This is a genomic window from Shewanella vaxholmensis (assembly GCF_031932135.1).
GTDB lineage: Bacteria > Pseudomonadota > Gammaproteobacteria > Enterobacterales > Shewanellaceae > Shewanella > Shewanella hafniensis.
This window is the reverse complement of the sequence record NZ_JAUOEV010000001.1, coordinates 54,313-69,659: the sequence shown is the minus strand read 5'-3', so window position 1 is coordinate 69,659 and position 15,347 is coordinate 54,313. Positions and strand designations below refer to the sequence as shown.

Sequence of the window (15,347 nt, the reverse complement as noted above, 5' to 3'; positions counted from 1 at the left end):
TCGTTGCGGCGTTATTCTTTTTAAGTAGGAAAGCAGCAAAGTAAGAAAGAGTAGGTCGCAGCACGTCAGTTTGATTCGAATCTTCCTTGAGATCTACATTGAGATAGTAACCTTCCTTTAGTTTTGAACCTTCACAGATTACGCGCTGCGAGTTTGTTATCGCATTTCATTGGCATCCCTGCGCATCTAAACTAATTGATTTTGGCTGAGTTTATAGCAGTTACGTCCCGCTGCTTTGGCTTGATATAGCGCCTTATCGGCAAGTTCATAAAGTTGTTCGGCTTCAATGGTATCGTGTGATTCTGCCGCACCTAAACTACAGCTCACCCCAAACTGAGTGAAACTACTGTGCTGATTGATGGCCGAGACAATCCGTTCGCACAATAAGCCTGCCGCATGAATATTACCTTGGACAATAATAACGAATTCGTCACCGCCGATACGGAATGCTTGATCCGTATTACGTATGGTCGCACGAATGATGTCGCCAAATTCCTTCAGAATATAATCACCACATTTATGGCCGAATTTATCATTTAGCTGTTTAAAGTTATCTAAATCGAGCACTATGAGAGCGACAGAACCTTGTTTTCTATGGGCTCTGGCGGTCGCATTGCTGAGACTTTGACTATAGTAATGGCGATTACCTAAACCTGTGAGCGAGTCAAACATAGCTTGCATCGACATTTCTTGGTATTGCATTGCATTTAATAACGGTTGCAATAACAGCGGCTCAATCTCTTTCAGGTTTGAGGTTTGCGATGGCGTCAGTGGCGTCAATAACTGGTATTGAATCGTCAGCGGCATACCAGCACATATCAGCTGTCGTTTGACGCTGATACCATAACGTTTGCCCCAGCTTAATTTATGTTCGCCATAACTTAAGCGCACACCTTGGATCGGCAAGTGTTGTCCCAGCACTTTGCCATAGCAGGCAAAGACTGTCCTTGGATCTAAACTGGCGTGCAGTTGTTGGATCACTTGTACCAAGTCCAATGGATTATCATTGGGACTATAATGTTCTGTTTGATAGCGATATTCGTCGGGATATAGCTCGGTCGCTAGGCCAAAGTCCATAATCATCACTCCAGCAAATGTTAGTGCGATACATCTCTTACTTAGTCTAAGCAAATACCGTGCCGTTATATTTGTTAATAAAATTTGTCTTTGTTAGTCATTCAGTTAAGCTTAAAACTCAGCGTTAGTTTTTTTGACACGTCAGCATTTTGACAGGAGTCATAGCCCCAATGGAACATAGCTTCTTAATCCAAGTACTACTTATGTTAGTGATTGCCATTGTGGCTATTGCTGTGCTGCGCCGTTTGGGCTTACCCGCAATTCTGGCTTATTTACTCACTGGTGTAGTGAGTGGACCGAGCGGTTTTCATTGGTTTACCCAGCATCAAATGCAATCCGTCGCTGAACTTGGGGTAGTGCTACTGATGTTTACCTTAGGCTTAGAGTTCTCTGTGCCGCGGCTGTGGGCCATGCGCCGTACCGTATTTGGCTTAGGCAGTGCACAGATGGTAATAACCACCCTGTTGACTATGGGCGTGGCCCTGTTGTGTGGTCTTAATTGGGTCGAAGCCTTAGTTATCGGGGCTGCCATTGCTTTATCATCTACAGCCATCGTCCTTAAATTACTCAATGAACAGGGGTGGTTGCGTCGTCGTCATGGTGAGCTATCCGTCAGTGTCTTATTATTCCAAGATTTAGCGGTGGTGCCGCTGTTGATCCTATTGCCATTACTGGCCAATGGTGGCGAACCTTTGATGCTCGCAGACATCGCCTTTGCCTTGCTCAAAGGTATTTTGGCCTTTTTCCTCTTGATGGCTTTTGGCAAATGGGCACTGCCGCGGATTTTTGACGAAGTTGCCCGCTCCCGCTCTAACGAACTCTTCGTATTATCAACACTGGTGGTGGCTTTAGTGACTGGTGCATTTACCCAATGGCTGGGATTATCAATGGCGCTGGGGGCATTTATGGCGGGCATGCTGCTAGGGGAAAGCCAGTACCGTCGCCAACTTGAGGCGGATATCCGGCCGTTTCGCGATCTATTGATGGGGCTGTTTTTCATCTCCATCGGCATGATGCTGGACTTTACCTTAGTGATGCGTTTCTGGTGGCAGATATTGCTGGTTTTAGTGGCGGTTGTGCTTGGTAAAGCGTTGATCATTCATGGTATTTTAAGACTAGTAGGCGAGCCTTTTCGAATTTCGATGAGTACGGCCATGAGCCTAGCCCAGGTGGGCGAGTTCAGTTTTGTGGTGTTGGCTTTAGCGGTTAATTATCAACTTTTAGATAATGAAATTAGTACCATGTTGGTCATGGTCGCCGTGCTTTCCATGTCGCTCGCACCTTGGTTAGTTCGCCATAGCGTGGACATTGCTAAGTGGGTGTTGGGGATCCGGCAGGCAAAACACGTAGATGAAGTCGTACCACTTTTAATGGATGAGCAAGAGCTGGTGATGATTTTCGGTTATGGTCGAGTAGGGCAGACCATAGCGCGATTTTTGAAAACTGAAGCCGTACCTTATCTGGTGATGGATCTCGATCCGACTCGTGTTTCTGAGGCACGCCGTGCTGGCGAACCGATTTATTTTGGAGACGTGTGTAAACGGGCGATTTTAAAACAAATAGGCGTTAAGCAGGCTAAGATGATCGTCATCACTTTTTGTGAATCGCGCAGTTTAGAAGAAGTCCTACCCTTATGTAAGTTATTGGCGCCAGAAGCTAAAATTTTAGTCAGAACTAAAGACGACAGTGATCTAGACTTGCTGAAAAAAGCGGGTGCCAATCAAGTGATCCCAGAATCTTTAGAAGGTAGCTTGATGCTAGTGTCACAGGTATTGCATCAATGCGGTGTGCCATTAGCGCGGATTTTAAAACGTTTAGAGTCAGAGCGGCGCAATCATTATCAATTTTTACATGGTTTTTTTTCCGGTACAGAAACCGACTTCACCTTAGAGTCATTGCATGCGGTGGCGTTACCGCGTGGTGCAGATGCGATTGGTAAAACCGTTGCCGATATTATGTGGGAAACCTTAAGAGTCGAGTTAAGGGCGATTCGTCGCAGTGGCGCCGAAGTGGAACATCCTGAGCAGGACTGGGTTTTTCGTGCGGGGGATATTTTACTGATAGTGGGTAAACCACGAAGACTTGAGAAAGCCGAGGCTAAACTCTTGCACGGCTAAAGCCAAAGGCTGGCTTTTTAGATACAGCTGAATTGCAGATATAAAAATGCCGACATAGTGTCGGCATTTTTGTCTGGAACTTGTTAACTTAAATTAGACAAAGTCTAATTACAGAATAACTACGTTCGCAGCTTGAGGACCTTTTTGGCCTTGTTCGATATCAAAAGAAACCTTTTGACCTTCAGCAAGAGTTTTAAAGCCTTCTGAAACGATTGCGCGGAAATGAACGAATGCGTCAGCGCCACCATTGTCAGGAGAAATAAAACCGAAACCTTTATCTTCGTTAAACCATTTAACTACACCAGTAGTTTTAGACATGAATGTCTCCAAAATTTTCAAACAAATAATTCGCAATTATGCGGGATGTTAGCCAGAAATAGAATTATTTACATTGATGATAAGTTATGAGTGGAAAGCTTCATGACAGCAAAAAATATTACAGGCGTAGCGAAGGTTTTCAAATACATAATATTGCTTATAAATAGGTCTGAATCACAGGCCGGAGTGCAGATTAACACACTCTAGGGGTTTGTATAGCTTTATTTTGAAATACCTTTCATCTATAGAGAGGGTTATGGAAAGATTTTGGGAGGACGATGCTTTATAACTGTTTATATTCAATTGGATACGAAGCTAGTTTGAAAATTATCGAGCGTAAAAAATATTTTGTCTGTTTGTCGCGACTTAGTGACAGTTTACCTATTAGGTGTCTGTGGAGTGTGGGAGGCGACCTGTATGCCAGAGAAGGGATTCAGTCACGCTTAGTTACGTTATTAAATTGTTGCCTATTTGTGTTGGTGATATTCTCGTCTGCAAAATAACAGCGTGCTTGAGCTTTAGATTCAGTGCGATAACTGTAGACCCAATATAATAAGAATGGAGAATGACGTTGAAAACAGTACTAAAACGGATTGGACTCGGCAGCTTAGTCTTAGTGCTGTTATTAGTGGCGCTGGCCGCCCATGAATGGTTTGCGAAAAAGCCGTTTTTCTTTCGCGCGTTTTTAGATCGAAGTGTGGTCAAGATGGCTTTCGAAAGCCCTGAGACCTTAACCTCATTGGGTTTCTTAGAATCGGTAGGGATTACAGGCCATAACGCCGAGTTGGATGATGATAGTCCAGAGGCGATGGATAAGACTTTCGCGCAAGTGCGTGATCTACGTGAAACCTTATTGAGTTATTCCGATGCGGATTTAGATGAAAATCAGCGCATTTCCAAGGATATTGCCTTATATCTTGCCGATTTCGCATTGGTCTCTGAGCCCTATCGTTACCATAACTATCCGCTGAATCAGTTGTTTGGTGTGCAAAACGGGTATCCCAGCTTTATGCAGGCACAGCACCAAGTCCACTCGGTGGGCGATGCTGAAAACTATCTGTCGCGTTTACAAAAGGTGAAACTTAAGTTTGCGCAAACTCTCGAAGGCTTAAAAATCCGAGAAGCTAAAGGGATTATTCCGCCTAAGTTCGTGATTGAGCGGGTTCTCACCGAGATGAATGATTTTGTCGCGACGCCGATTCAAGACAATATCCTATACAGTTCATTCAAAACCAAATTAGCTGACACGGATATCAGTGCCGATGAACAAGCACGGTTATTGGCCGCGGCCGAAGCGGACATAAAAGGTTACGTGCATCCTGCGTATCAACTCTTTATTGATTATTTTTCCCAGTTACAAGCCAAAGCGGGGACGGACGATGGTTATTGGGCGCTGCCAAATGGCGACCTTGCCTATGAGCAATTGCTGAAGTTCTTCACTACCACCAATTACACTGCTGATGAAATCCATGCTAAAGGGCTGGCTGAGGTGGATCGCATTCAAAGTGAAATCATGACTATCTTAGCCGCAGAAGGTTACGATGTGAGTCAAGGTTTTTCGGTCGCGATTGAAGCATTAGCCGCGGATCCTAAGTTTTACTATGAAGATAGCGATGCGGGTAGGGCGCAAATCTTGGTTGATTATCAACAGATTCTTGATGAAGTGAATGCGGGACTGGGTGATGTTTTCCGTATTAGACCCGAAGCGGGGATGGAAGTGGTGCGCATTCCTGAATTTAAAGAAAAAACAGCACCGGGTGCCTATTATCAGCAGCCCGCGATTGACGGTAGTCGTCCAGGGCGTTTCTATGCCAATTTATATGACATCAAGGCCACGCCTAAATACGGTATGCGCACTTTAGCCTACCACGAGGGGATCCCTGGGCATCATTTTCAAATCGCAGTGGCGATGGAGTTAGAAGGTATGCCGCTTATTCGTAAGATGGCGCCTTTTACGGCGTACATTGAAGGTTGGGCTTTATATAGCGAACGTTTGGCGTGGGAACTTGGTTTTGAAAAGGATCCCTTTGATAATATCGGTCGTTTGCAGGCAGAGTTGTTCCGTGCTGTACGTTTAGTGGTAGATACGGGTATTCACCATAGCCGTTGGACTCGCGAGCAAGCGATTGACTATATGAAGAAAAATACTGGCATGTCCGATCGCGATGTCACGGCTGAGATTGAGCGTTATATCGTTATGCCAGGTCAAGCGACGGCTTATAAAGTCGGCATGATGAAAATTCTCGAACTGCGCGAAAAAGCCAAGTTGGCCTTAGGTGATAAGTTCGATCTCAGAGACTTCCATGATGTGGTGCTGAAGAATGGTGCAGTTCCTTTGGATATCTTAGAAACATTAGTCGATCGCTACATTGCTGATAAAAATAGTACTGATGCAAAAAGTACTGAGGCTAAAGCAAAAGTTTAGCCCTTGGTTGCGACCGTTAACGTCTTGGGGGTGATGCAAAGTTAACGCCTTATTTATTAATGTTTTTCGGTAATTTTAAATCTATGCCCTGCCTGCGAATAAGTCTGTTCTTTTATCTTGCAGGCAGAGTGAGTTTATCGATAGAGGCTATCATTCTGGCTTTCGGCCAAGGCTTTCAATACAATTCCACACAACTCATTGATAAATGTCGCTCGGCAATGGCTTGCTATTGTTAGGTATCGATATTTTTAAGTTTCAAGGTTTGTACATGAATCGCTTGTCCCCCCAAGAACCTATTCAATTGACTCGCACCACGATTGAGTCATTATTCACGCCGCCAACCTTAATGCGCGCCCGTGATTATGTGATGAAAGGACGGGTCTTGAGCGCCAAAGCGAATGCCGATTTTCGTCATATTGAAGGTCGCGTCATGGGGACGGAATCCCAGCCCTATCGGCAAGATATTCGCCTCGTCAGTGTGAACCATAAGTTGATCATGAACGGCTTCTGTTCATGCCCCGCCACTGGGCATTGCAAGCATATTGCCGCCGTGCTTTACAGTTTACTGAGTGATAGAACCGTTGAAGATCAACGTATTGCACAGTGGTTACATCTGCTAGACGAAAGTGATGATCTCACGGTTTCAAATGTCGATTTACTCTATGACGATCGCGTGTTGTACGTGTTATCCAAAGATGATAACGGCGTCTACCTTGAACTAAGAAAAGGTAAGCTGGCGAAGAAGGGTGGTTATAACAAAGGCTCTAAAATCGCGTTATCGGATGTGCAATACTACATGCCCGCTTGGATTGGCACCGAAGACGTGCTCATCATCAATCTTATTATGTCGACTCGCCGCCACGGTGCCTCGCGTTTGTATCTTAAAGCTCAGTTAGGCGCTATGGCGCTGGAAAAAATGCTCGTCACTGGGCGATGTTTTTGGGAAGAGAGCCGTTTAGCGCTCACCCGAGGTGAACCGTTAAAGCCTGAATTCATTTGGCTGGATAAGGATGCCGAGCACAAGCAGATGCAGTTAACGCTGCCCAATAAGGACAATTGGGAGCTGATCCCCTGCGAGCCGCCGACTTATATCGATTTAGATTATTTTAAAATAGGCGCATTAGAGACAGAGATCAGCGTTGAAAAACTCTTGTTACTCAGTCAGATGCCGCCAGTGCCTAGCTCACAAATTGAACTAGTGAGCCACAAACTGATTAAGCATTTTTCTGCGAAAACCGTACCTACGCCGGCTTCGATTGATTTTGTCGAGCTGCAAGTGCCGCTGCAAGTTAGGTTGACCTTAACCTCGCAGGAATTACCCGAGTTTGCTATGGCGCAGCCATTAGTGCTGCTGGAATTTGTTTATCAAGACGTGGTGCTTGGCGGCCAATATCCCGATGAGCCCTTGTCCTTAGTTACCCATCAAGGCAAAACCTATCAAGTCGCGCGTCAACTCGATGCGGAAATGGATGCCATTAATCGTTTGATGACATTGGAACTGGTCGAGCTGGCGCCTTCTTTTATCCCGAATAGCGGCAGTTATGCCAGTATTTGGGGGTTAGGGCCACTGCCAGAAACCATCGATGCTTGGTTGCACTTTATCCAACAGGAAATCCCGGCGCTAGAGGCCTTGGGCTACCAAGTGCATTTTGCCGACCATTTCAGTTTGAATGTGATTGAAACTCCATTGGCGATTGAACTGGATGATACCCAAGAGGGTTGGTTCTCCCTGTCACTGAATGCCGATATCGATGGCCAAATGGTGCCTATGCTGCCCTTAATTGCCACTTGGCTTAAGCAGTATGGTGAACCGGCAGACGATGCAGAATTATTGCTACCCAGCCCGAATGGCGATTGGTTAAAAGTTAAAGCTAGCGTGATTAAGCCGCTGATCAGCATAATTTTAGAACTGTTCGACAGCCATAAAGGCAATAGCGTGTCTTTGCCTAAATACCGTGCCCACCTATTAAATGATTTTGCCGACAGCGATATTCGTCTGCTTAATGGCGAACGGGTACGCAGTTTAGCAACTAAGCTTGAAAATTTTAACGGTGTGTTAGAGGTCGCTGTCCCCGACAACTTACATGCTGAGTTACGCCAGTATCAACAGCAAGGCTTAAATTGGCTCTGTTTTTTAAAGGAATATCAGCTTGGCGGTATTTTGGCCGACGATATGGGACTGGGTAAAACCATTCAAACCTTGGCTTTTTTACTTAAGCAGCAAGCGTTAAAACCGACGGGTGCTAGCCATGTACCGAGCCTCATTATTTGCCCAACGAGTTTAGTGGGCAATTGGGCGAAAGAAGCCGCGAAATTTGCGCCTTCGTTAAAGCTTGTCGTCATTCATGGCGCCTTACGTAAGCCTTTACTCGAACGCTTAGGTGAGTTTGATATTGTGGTGACGACCTATCCGCTGATTGTGCGCGACAGTGACTATTACCAACAGCAGGTGTTTGAACATATCGTGCTCGATGAAGCGCAGCAGATTAAAAATGCGCAGGCGAAAGTGACTCAAGTGATTAAAGCTCTTAAAGCGCCGTTTAGATTGTGTCTGTCGGGTACGCCGCTTGAAAATCACTTAGGCGAACTTAAGTCTTTGATGGATTTTAGTTTACCTGGATTACTCGGCACGAATGCCTTCTTTAACAAATCCTTTAGGCACAAAATTGAACGTTATGGCGATAGGGAACAAGCGCGAATCTTGAGTCAGCGGATTGCGCCTTTTGTGCTGCGCCGAACCAAAGATGAAGTGGTCGGTGAATTACCCCCTAAAACCGAAATCTCCCAGAGCTTAGAGTTAGAAAAAGATCAGCGAAATCTCTACGAGAGTATTCGATTGGTAATGGAGAAAAAACTGCGGGATTTATTTGCCACTCAAGGCGTTGGCAGCAGCCATATCGAGTTTCTCGATGCTTTACTTAAGCTACGCCAAGCCTGCTGCGATCCGCGCTTAGTGAAGTTAGAGCAAGCGCAGAAAGTGAAGAGTAATGCTAAGTTAGACTGGCTGAAACAGAACTTGCCCGAGATGGTGCAAGAGGGGCGCAAGATATTAATTTTCAGCCAGTTCACTAGCATGCTTAGCCTGATTGAAGCTGAGCTGGTGGACTTGGGGCTCGATTACAGTAAGCTCACAGGGCAAACTCGCCTGCGCCAAGCGCAGATAGATAAGTTCCAAGAAGGCGATACGCCTGTGTTCTTAATCAGCTTAAAAGCGGGCGGGACTGGGCTCAATCTCACCGCGGCGGATACTGTGATCCATTATGATCCTTGGTGGAATCCAGCGGCGGAAAAACAGGCTACGGACAGAGCCCATCGTATTGGCCAAGATAAGCCCGTGTTTGTGTATAAGCTGATTGCCGAAGGCACTGTAGAAGAAAAAATCCAAGAAATGCAGCAGCATAAACAAAGCCTAGCGGACAGTATTCTCGAAGGTAAAGGTAAGGGCACATGGCAAGGAAGCGCCGATGAATTGTTATCGCTTTTTAGCTAATAGTGGCCAGTTTTAAATTGATTGAATCATTTGACTGAGGTGAACCATGCAGTACCAAGTCGACACTCATACCCATACTGTGGCTTCAAGCCATGCTTATAGCACGATTCATGACTATATTGCCGTAGCAAAACAGAAGGGTATTCGCCTATTTGCTAATACAGATCATGGGCCTGCGATGGCGGATGCGCCGCATTTTTGGCACTTTGTGAATTTAAGAGTGTTGCCGCGTATGGTCGATGGCGTCGGGATTTTGCGGGGTATCGAAGCCAATATTAAAAATATCGACGGCGAGATTGATTTCTTTGGCGATTATTTAAAGCAGCTCGATATTGTGCTCGCGGGATTCCATGAGCCCGTCTATCCTCCGTCAGATAAGGCAACCCACACAGAGGCCATGATTAATGCGATTAAGAGCGGCAAGGTCGATATCATTACTCATCCGGGTAACCCTGCTTATCCAATTGATATTGAAGCCGTTGCCCGCGCCGCTGCAGAATACGGTGTAGCGCTTGAAATTAACAATTCCTCCTTTGAAGTATCCCGTAAGGGCAGCGAAGCCAATTGCACTGCGATTGCTAAAGCGGCCAAGGAGTTTGGCACGATTTTAGTTATGGGCTCTGATTCCCATGTGGCTTTCAGCTTGGGCGGTTTTGCGCGGGCGCAAGCGATCATCGATGAAGTGGCTTATCCGCCATCACGCTTACTTAATCGCAGTCCTTCTGCACTCTTGGCTTTTTTAGCCGCCCGTGGTCATGAAACCGTCGCCGATTTGATCCCCTTATTCAGTGATGATGCTCAATTAATAGATGCATAGTGAATATGATTAGTGATGAAAATAGTGGCAACTAAAGTGACGCCACTTCAATGCGGGGCGGCAATAGCTACAGATGCTAACACTCCTCAAGTGGTGTTAATCACGGGCGCTAAGAGTCAGCTCGCAGAGGCCTTGCTGAGAGTCGCTGCCGATATTGTCGAGCTAGCCCTAAATAGCAGCACAAGTGCAAACACGAGCGCAAACACAGTCGCGCCACTGAAGCTTTATGCGCTAAATCGCAGTCAGTTAGACATTAGCGATGCCGCCAATATTGCAGCCGTATTTGCTCAATATCGACCCAGTTGGGTGATCAATTGCGCGGCCTATAATGCGGTCGACGCTGCTGAGCATGATGCTATTGAAGCGAATCGGGTGAATGCACTCGGCCCTGAGTTATTGGCGCAGCAATGTTTACTGTCGGGCGCGCGCTTGCTGCATGTGTCGAGCGATTATGTGTTTGGTGGTCATGCTGTTTGTGGTATTGCCCATGCAACTGAACATGCTGTAAGTGATGCTAGAGAAGCTGACTTTGAACAGCATCAAAACCCTGACTTAGCTCCAAATTCAAATCCAAACCATTTACCAAGGCCATTTGTTGAACTCGATGCTCCCGAGCCGTTGTCTGCTTACGGCAAGAGTAAGTTGCTCGGTGAGCAGAAGGTATTGGCGGTTCTTGGCGAGCGGGCAACGATTGTGCGCACCTCATGGCTTTACGGTCAAGATGGGCATAATTTTGTCAAAACCATGCTCAACTTGATGCGTACTCAGCCAAGCTTGCAGGTGATAGTCGACCAAATCGGCTGCCCGACATGGAGTGATGCACTCGCTAAGGTGATTTGGCAATTAGTCATGCAGCAGCGCTCGGGCGTATTTCATTACAGCGCTCAAGGCCAATGCAGTTGGTATGAGTTTGCCTGTGAAATTCAGCGACAAGCTATAGCGCTTCATCTGTTAAGTCTGCCTGTGGGTATCCTGCCGATTACCAGTGCGGATTATGCTAAGCAGGCACTAAATCGCGGCATAAGTTTGGCAAAAAGGCCGAGTTATAGTGTGTTGGACAGTGGTAAATTACGCTCCACTTTGGTGGCCCATAATGCACTGTTGATGCTTGAACAGATCGAGTGGCAAGATTGGCGTCAGCAACTGAATCGCATGTTGCGGCGGTTATCTTGACGATATTGAGTGTGACCCACATTTTGCTTTAGGTAATTTTAATCAGGCGTTAAGCGTTTACGTTATCCAGCGTTTAATGCTGTCGAAAACCATAAGCCCGCCAATAATCAGATTTAAGCGACAAATGTAGACTATCAATATGAAAACATAGGCGTGAATACGAATGCAGCTGGACTCAAGCCCCTTCTCAGCGCCGATGGCTTGCCTTAGTATCGTAATCACTTTGTTAATCTGTGGTTTTGTGTGCCGTGGTTTAGGCCGCGAGTCTTAGTCTATTTTGCTTGATGTATGATGAATTTGTTCTAAATTCCCCTTGGATGACAATGGCATAATGCCAAGATATTTAATGCATTAAGGAAGTTTCAGTGACAAACAAGACGACAATAGCACAGACATTGACCAAACAAGATCTATTGCAAGTGGTCGCGATTGCCAAAGCGGCGGGCGATGCCATTATGACGGTTTATGGTCAAGATGACTTTTCGGTGAGCCACAAGGGTGACGATAGCCCCGTGACGGCCGCCGATTTAGCCGCGCACCACGTGATAGTGGCAGCATTGGCAAAGCAATTTGTCGGTATTCCTATTATGTCTGAGGAAGCGGCGGATATCGCGTGGGACGTGCGTCGTCAATGGCAAACCTATTGGTTGATTGATCCTTTAGATGGCACTAAGGAATTTATTAAGCGCAATGGCGAGTTTACCGTCAATATTGCACTTATCCATCAAGGAGTTGCTATCGCAGGTGTGGTATATGCGCCTGTGCTCGATACGTATTATTACGGCGCTAAGCATTTAGGTGCGTGGCGCCAACAAGCGGGTCAAGAGAGCCCCTTATTGGGCGCCAACACGCCACGCGAAATGCCGATGATTGTTGGCAGTCGCTCGCACTTGAGCCCAGGCTTAGCGCAATATTTACAACAGTTTGGTGAGCATGACATCTTAAGCGTGGGTAGCTCGCTTAAGTTTTGTATGTTGGCTGAAGGCAGTGCCGATCTGTACCCCAGACTGGGTCCTACCAGTGAGTGGGATACTGCGGCGGCACAAGCTGTGCTCGAAAGTGCAGGCGGCACAGTTGTCTGTTATGAGTCAGGTGAACCATTAACTTATAATCAAAAACCTGACATTTTAAACCCTTACTTTATTGCCACAGCCCCAGGCTGGGTGAAATAACAACCGCCTAGCATCGATATTCGTTGATGAAAGGGCGGGCTAAACACTGGAGTAGTAATTCATGATGCGCATGGGCGTCGATTTAGGCGGAACAAAAATAGAATTAGTCGCACTGAGTGATGAAGGTAATGAGCTATTTCGCAAACGTGTGACGACGCCACGTGACTATCAGGGCACGCTTGCTACGGTTGTCAATTTAGTTAAGGAAGCAGAAGCGACTCTTGGCGAGCAAGGCACTGTCGGCGTGGGTATTCCAGGTGTGGTATCGCCCTATTCAGGTTTAGTCAAAAATGCTAACTCAACGTGGATCAATGGTCATCCCCTCGATGTGGATTTAGGGGAATTGTTGCAGCGTGAAGTGCGGGTTGCCAATGATGCCAACTGCTTTGCGGTATCTGAGGCGGTCGATGGTGCTGCCGCTGGTGCTTCTGTGGTGTTTGGCGTGATTATTGGTACTGGTTGTGGCGCTGGCGTGGCAATTAACGGCAAAGTGCACGGTGGTGGTAATGGTATCGGCGGTGAATGGGGTCATAATCCTTTGCCTTGGATGACTAAGGAAGAGTTCAATACCACCCGTTGCTTCTGTGGCAATCCAGATTGTATCGAGACCTTTATTTCAGGTACTGGCTTTGTGCGTGATTATAATGCGGCTTTGACGGCTGCGGGTACAGTGCGCGCTGCTGCCAAATCAGGTGCCGATATTATGTTGTTAGTCGATGAAGGTGACGCCATTGCGGTTGCTGCATTTGATCGTTATATGGATAGACTCGCTCGTTCACTCGCCCATGTGATCAATATGCTCGATCCCGATGCCATAGTGTTGGGCGGCGGAATGTCGAATGTCGCGGCGATTTACCCAAGATTACCGGCATTGCTGGCCCATTATGTGGTGGGACGTGAGTGTCATACGCCTGTGGTGCAGAATCTATACGGTTGTTCATCGGGAGTGCGCGGTGCCGCTTGGTTGTGGGAAAAGTGATCTTTGCTTGGATATTTGAACTCATCTAGTGAGCTTATTCGGTTTTGAAATCAATGCTTAATGGCCGATACGTTTTATAAACATTAGCCCAGCAAAACGCTGGGCTAATGTTATCTGCTATGCGTTTCGCCGTATTTTGATGCTATGATTGCGCTCTTTTGGGGGGCTTGGCATGGACATCATGTTTTGGGTTAAGAAAGTTGTTTCACAGGGGATAATGCCGATTCCCTTTATCCTATTGTTATTATTAATTTCTTTTCTGGTATGGCGCCGTCGGAGTATGGCGAAATACTTAGTATCGTGCGCCTTCTTTCTCTTACTCTTTTTAAGCAGTCAACTGGGTGTGAATACCTTAGTGCGGCCATTAGAGTCGGCTTACCCCATTAATTCCACACCCATCACAGGCGCTTGTTTTGTGATGGTATTAGGTTCGGCACACTCGGATATTCAAGGCGCGACTGCGGTGCAATCCTTATCTGCAGTAGCGCTTGCAAGGCTTAGTGAAGGGCTCAGACAGCTGAAATTAGGTCAAGAATGTAAGTTGATTGTCAGCGGTTGGGGGGGAGAGTTTCCGCAGGTTTCCCATGCTGAAATGATGGCGAATGCCGCAGTTGAACTGGGCGTCGATAAACGTCGGATCATCCAATTCCCCTTGGCGCGCGATACGATAGAAGAAGCGCAATACTTAAAGTGGGAATTAGGGGAGGAGCCCTTTCGCTTAGTCACATCGGCTACTCATATGCCAAGGTCGATGGCTATTTTCGCCGCTAAAGGCTTACACCCAGAGGCTGCACCGACAGATTATATTGGCCGAGATGATTTTTGGTGGCGTTTGACGGCGGATAATCTAGTGGCTTCTCAGCGGGCGATTCACGAATACATTGGCCGTTTGTGGTTATGGATAAAGGCCGTAAGTTAAAGGTGTGGTTTGCTAAGTTCGGTCTAAAGAGAGTGAGTGTTAACAGGAAGATGAACAATGACAATTGAGTCAGAAAGTGTGTCTGTGCGTCCTTTATCAAAACGAAATGGGTTAACCTTAACTTGGCTAGGAGGTTTAAGTTTGGTGCTGGGTTTGGGACTTTTTCTGACGTGGCCGGCCTTGTTTGCTGTTGGTTTGATGTTTTTTAGTTTGGGCGCTATTTCACTCATTCTCGGTTTAGCCAAGGTGTATGAGCCGGAAACGACTCTAGCACTAGATGACAAGGGGCTGACCTATTTTCATCGCCGCGGCAAAGTGTCTATCGGTTGGGATAATATTCAAAGGGTCGATATCCCGCGGGTGACCAATGGATTAGATACCATAGAGTTATCTTATTTAGGTATTAAGCTAAAACACTTAAATCCTATTTTGGACAATATTTCCCTGCGCTTAGCCACCGGCTTATTAACAGAGCAGCGGCCTTTATTGGTGACTGCAGCCTCGCAAGATGAAGACTTAGCGACTTTAGAAACTTATCTCGGCGCAGAGTTTGGTCCTTTGGTGATAGAAGGGGATCGTTATCGCGGTGTATTGGCGATGTTTGGGCATCGCTGCGTGATGTTAGATACGCGTTTAGGTTATCACTTGTATATTCCCCACGACAGTTTGGACAGAGAAGCTAAGGACTTTCTTAAGCTGCTTAGACAACGTATTGCACAAGCCAGTCGCTTAGCGGATTAAGTCTTTATCGCAGTTATTAATACGATTGATATTGCATTTTTACGTGAAGAGAATTGGCAATAAAAAAGGGGACCCTAAGGGGCCCCAATGAGTTGCAGAGTTGAAGTTTGGGTTGTGCA

General features: G+C 46.4%; 11 protein-coding genes. 9 read left to right on the top strand and 2 right to left on the bottom strand.

What is annotated here, in order from left to right:
• Window positions 1-186 precede the first annotated feature (186 nt).
• Window positions 187-1,077 carry a diguanylate cyclase DgcS gene (dgcS, locus tag Q4Q46_RS00280; RefSeq protein WP_006080996.1) on the bottom strand — a complete coding sequence of 297 codons (891 nt, stop codon included), beginning with the start codon at window positions 1,075-1,077 and terminating at the stop codon, window positions 187-189.
• Window positions 1,078-1,247: 170 nt separating this feature from the next.
• On the opposite strand from dgcS, the gene Q4Q46_RS00275 reads away from it, so the two are divergent.
• Complete coding sequence (locus Q4Q46_RS00275) at window positions 1,248-3,194, top strand: monovalent cation:proton antiporter family protein (protein ID WP_311904945.1); 1,947 nt, start codon at window positions 1,248-1,250, stop codon at window positions 3,192-3,194.
• 108 nt (window positions 3,195-3,302) lie between these two features.
• Here Q4Q46_RS00275 and cspE read toward each other — a convergent pair whose 3' ends face one another.
• Window positions 3,303-3,512 carry a transcription antiterminator/RNA stability regulator CspE gene (gene cspE / locus Q4Q46_RS00270; protein WP_006080998.1) on the bottom strand — a complete coding sequence of 70 codons (210 nt, stop codon included), beginning with the start codon at window positions 3,510-3,512 and terminating at the stop codon, window positions 3,303-3,305.
• Between the two features lie 565 nt (window positions 3,513-4,077).
• Here cspE and Q4Q46_RS00265 point away from each other — a divergent pair.
• The 8 genes from Q4Q46_RS00265 (at window position 4,078) to Q4Q46_RS00230 (ending at window position 15,228) form a co-directional block, all read left to right on the top strand.
• A complete protein-coding gene (locus tag Q4Q46_RS00265) occupies window positions 4,078-5,937 on the top strand; it encodes a DUF885 domain-containing protein (RefSeq protein WP_311904944.1) in 1,860 nt (619 codons plus the stop codon).
• Between the two features lie 268 nt (window positions 5,938-6,205).
• Window positions 6,206-9,427, top strand: coding sequence for a DEAD/DEAH box helicase (locus tag Q4Q46_RS00260; RefSeq protein ID WP_311904943.1), 3,222 nt, complete (start codon window positions 6,206-6,208; stop codon window positions 9,425-9,427).
• Window positions 9,428-9,473: 46 nt separating this feature from the next.
• Window positions 9,474-10,244 (top strand): phosphatase, encoded by a 771-nt coding sequence (locus Q4Q46_RS00255; RefSeq protein ID WP_259483228.1) that lies wholly within the window; start codon window positions 9,474-9,476, stop codon window positions 10,242-10,244.
• A gap of 15 nt (window positions 10,245-10,259) precedes the next feature.
• A complete protein-coding gene (locus Q4Q46_RS00250) occupies window positions 10,260-11,417 on the top strand; it encodes an SDR family oxidoreductase (RefSeq protein ID WP_311904942.1) in 1,158 nt (385 codons plus the stop codon).
• A gap of 365 nt (window positions 11,418-11,782) precedes the next feature.
• Window positions 11,783-12,589 (top strand): 3'(2'),5'-bisphosphate nucleotidase CysQ, encoded by an 807-nt coding sequence (gene cysQ, locus Q4Q46_RS00245; protein WP_311904941.1) that lies wholly within the window; start codon window positions 11,783-11,785, stop codon window positions 12,587-12,589.
• A gap of 61 nt (window positions 12,590-12,650) precedes the next feature.
• On the top strand, window positions 12,651-13,568 hold the full coding sequence (gene mak / locus Q4Q46_RS00240; protein ID WP_311904940.1) for a fructokinase: 918 nt from the start codon (window positions 12,651-12,653) through the stop codon (window positions 13,566-13,568).
• A gap of 217 nt (window positions 13,569-13,785) precedes the next feature.
• On the top strand, window positions 13,786-14,487 hold the full coding sequence (locus Q4Q46_RS00235) for a YdcF family protein (RefSeq protein ID WP_261272193.1): 702 nt from the start codon (window positions 13,786-13,788) through the stop codon (window positions 14,485-14,487).
• 57 nt (window positions 14,488-14,544) lie between these two features.
• On the top strand, window positions 14,545-15,228 hold the full coding sequence (locus tag Q4Q46_RS00230) for a DUF2982 domain-containing protein (protein WP_261272138.1): 684 nt from the start codon (window positions 14,545-14,547) through the stop codon (window positions 15,226-15,228).
• The last annotated feature ends 119 nt before the right edge of the window (window positions 15,229-15,347 follow it).

Excerpts from the sequence above, each read along its gene's own strand:
- dgcS (WP_006080996.1), bottom strand. The coding sequence starts at position 1,077 with ATGGACTTTGGCCTAGCGACCGAGCTATATCCCGACGAATATCGCTAT.
- Q4Q46_RS00275 (WP_311904945.1), top strand. The coding sequence starts at position 1,248 with ATGGAACATAGCTTCTTAATCCAAGTACTACTTATGTTAGTGATTGCC.
- cspE (WP_006080998.1), bottom strand. The coding sequence starts at position 3,512 with ATGTCTAAAACTACTGGTGTAGTTAAATGGTTTAACGAAGATAAAGGT.
- Q4Q46_RS00265 (WP_311904944.1), top strand. The coding sequence starts at position 4,078 with ATGACGTTGAAAACAGTACTAAAACGGATTGGACTCGGCAGCTTAGTC.
- Q4Q46_RS00260 (WP_311904943.1), top strand. The coding sequence starts at position 6,206 with ATGAATCGCTTGTCCCCCCAAGAACCTATTCAATTGACTCGCACCACG.
- Q4Q46_RS00255 (WP_259483228.1), top strand. The coding sequence starts at position 9,474 with ATGCAGTACCAAGTCGACACTCATACCCATACTGTGGCTTCAAGCCAT.
- Q4Q46_RS00250 (WP_311904942.1), top strand. The coding sequence starts at position 10,260 with ATGAAAATAGTGGCAACTAAAGTGACGCCACTTCAATGCGGGGCGGCA.
- mak (WP_311904940.1), top strand. The coding sequence starts at position 12,651 with ATGATGCGCATGGGCGTCGATTTAGGCGGAACAAAAATAGAATTAGTC.
- Q4Q46_RS00235 (WP_261272193.1), top strand. The coding sequence starts at position 13,786 with ATGCCGATTCCCTTTATCCTATTGTTATTATTAATTTCTTTTCTGGTA.
- Q4Q46_RS00230 (WP_261272138.1), top strand. The coding sequence starts at position 14,545 with ATGACAATTGAGTCAGAAAGTGTGTCTGTGCGTCCTTTATCAAAACGA.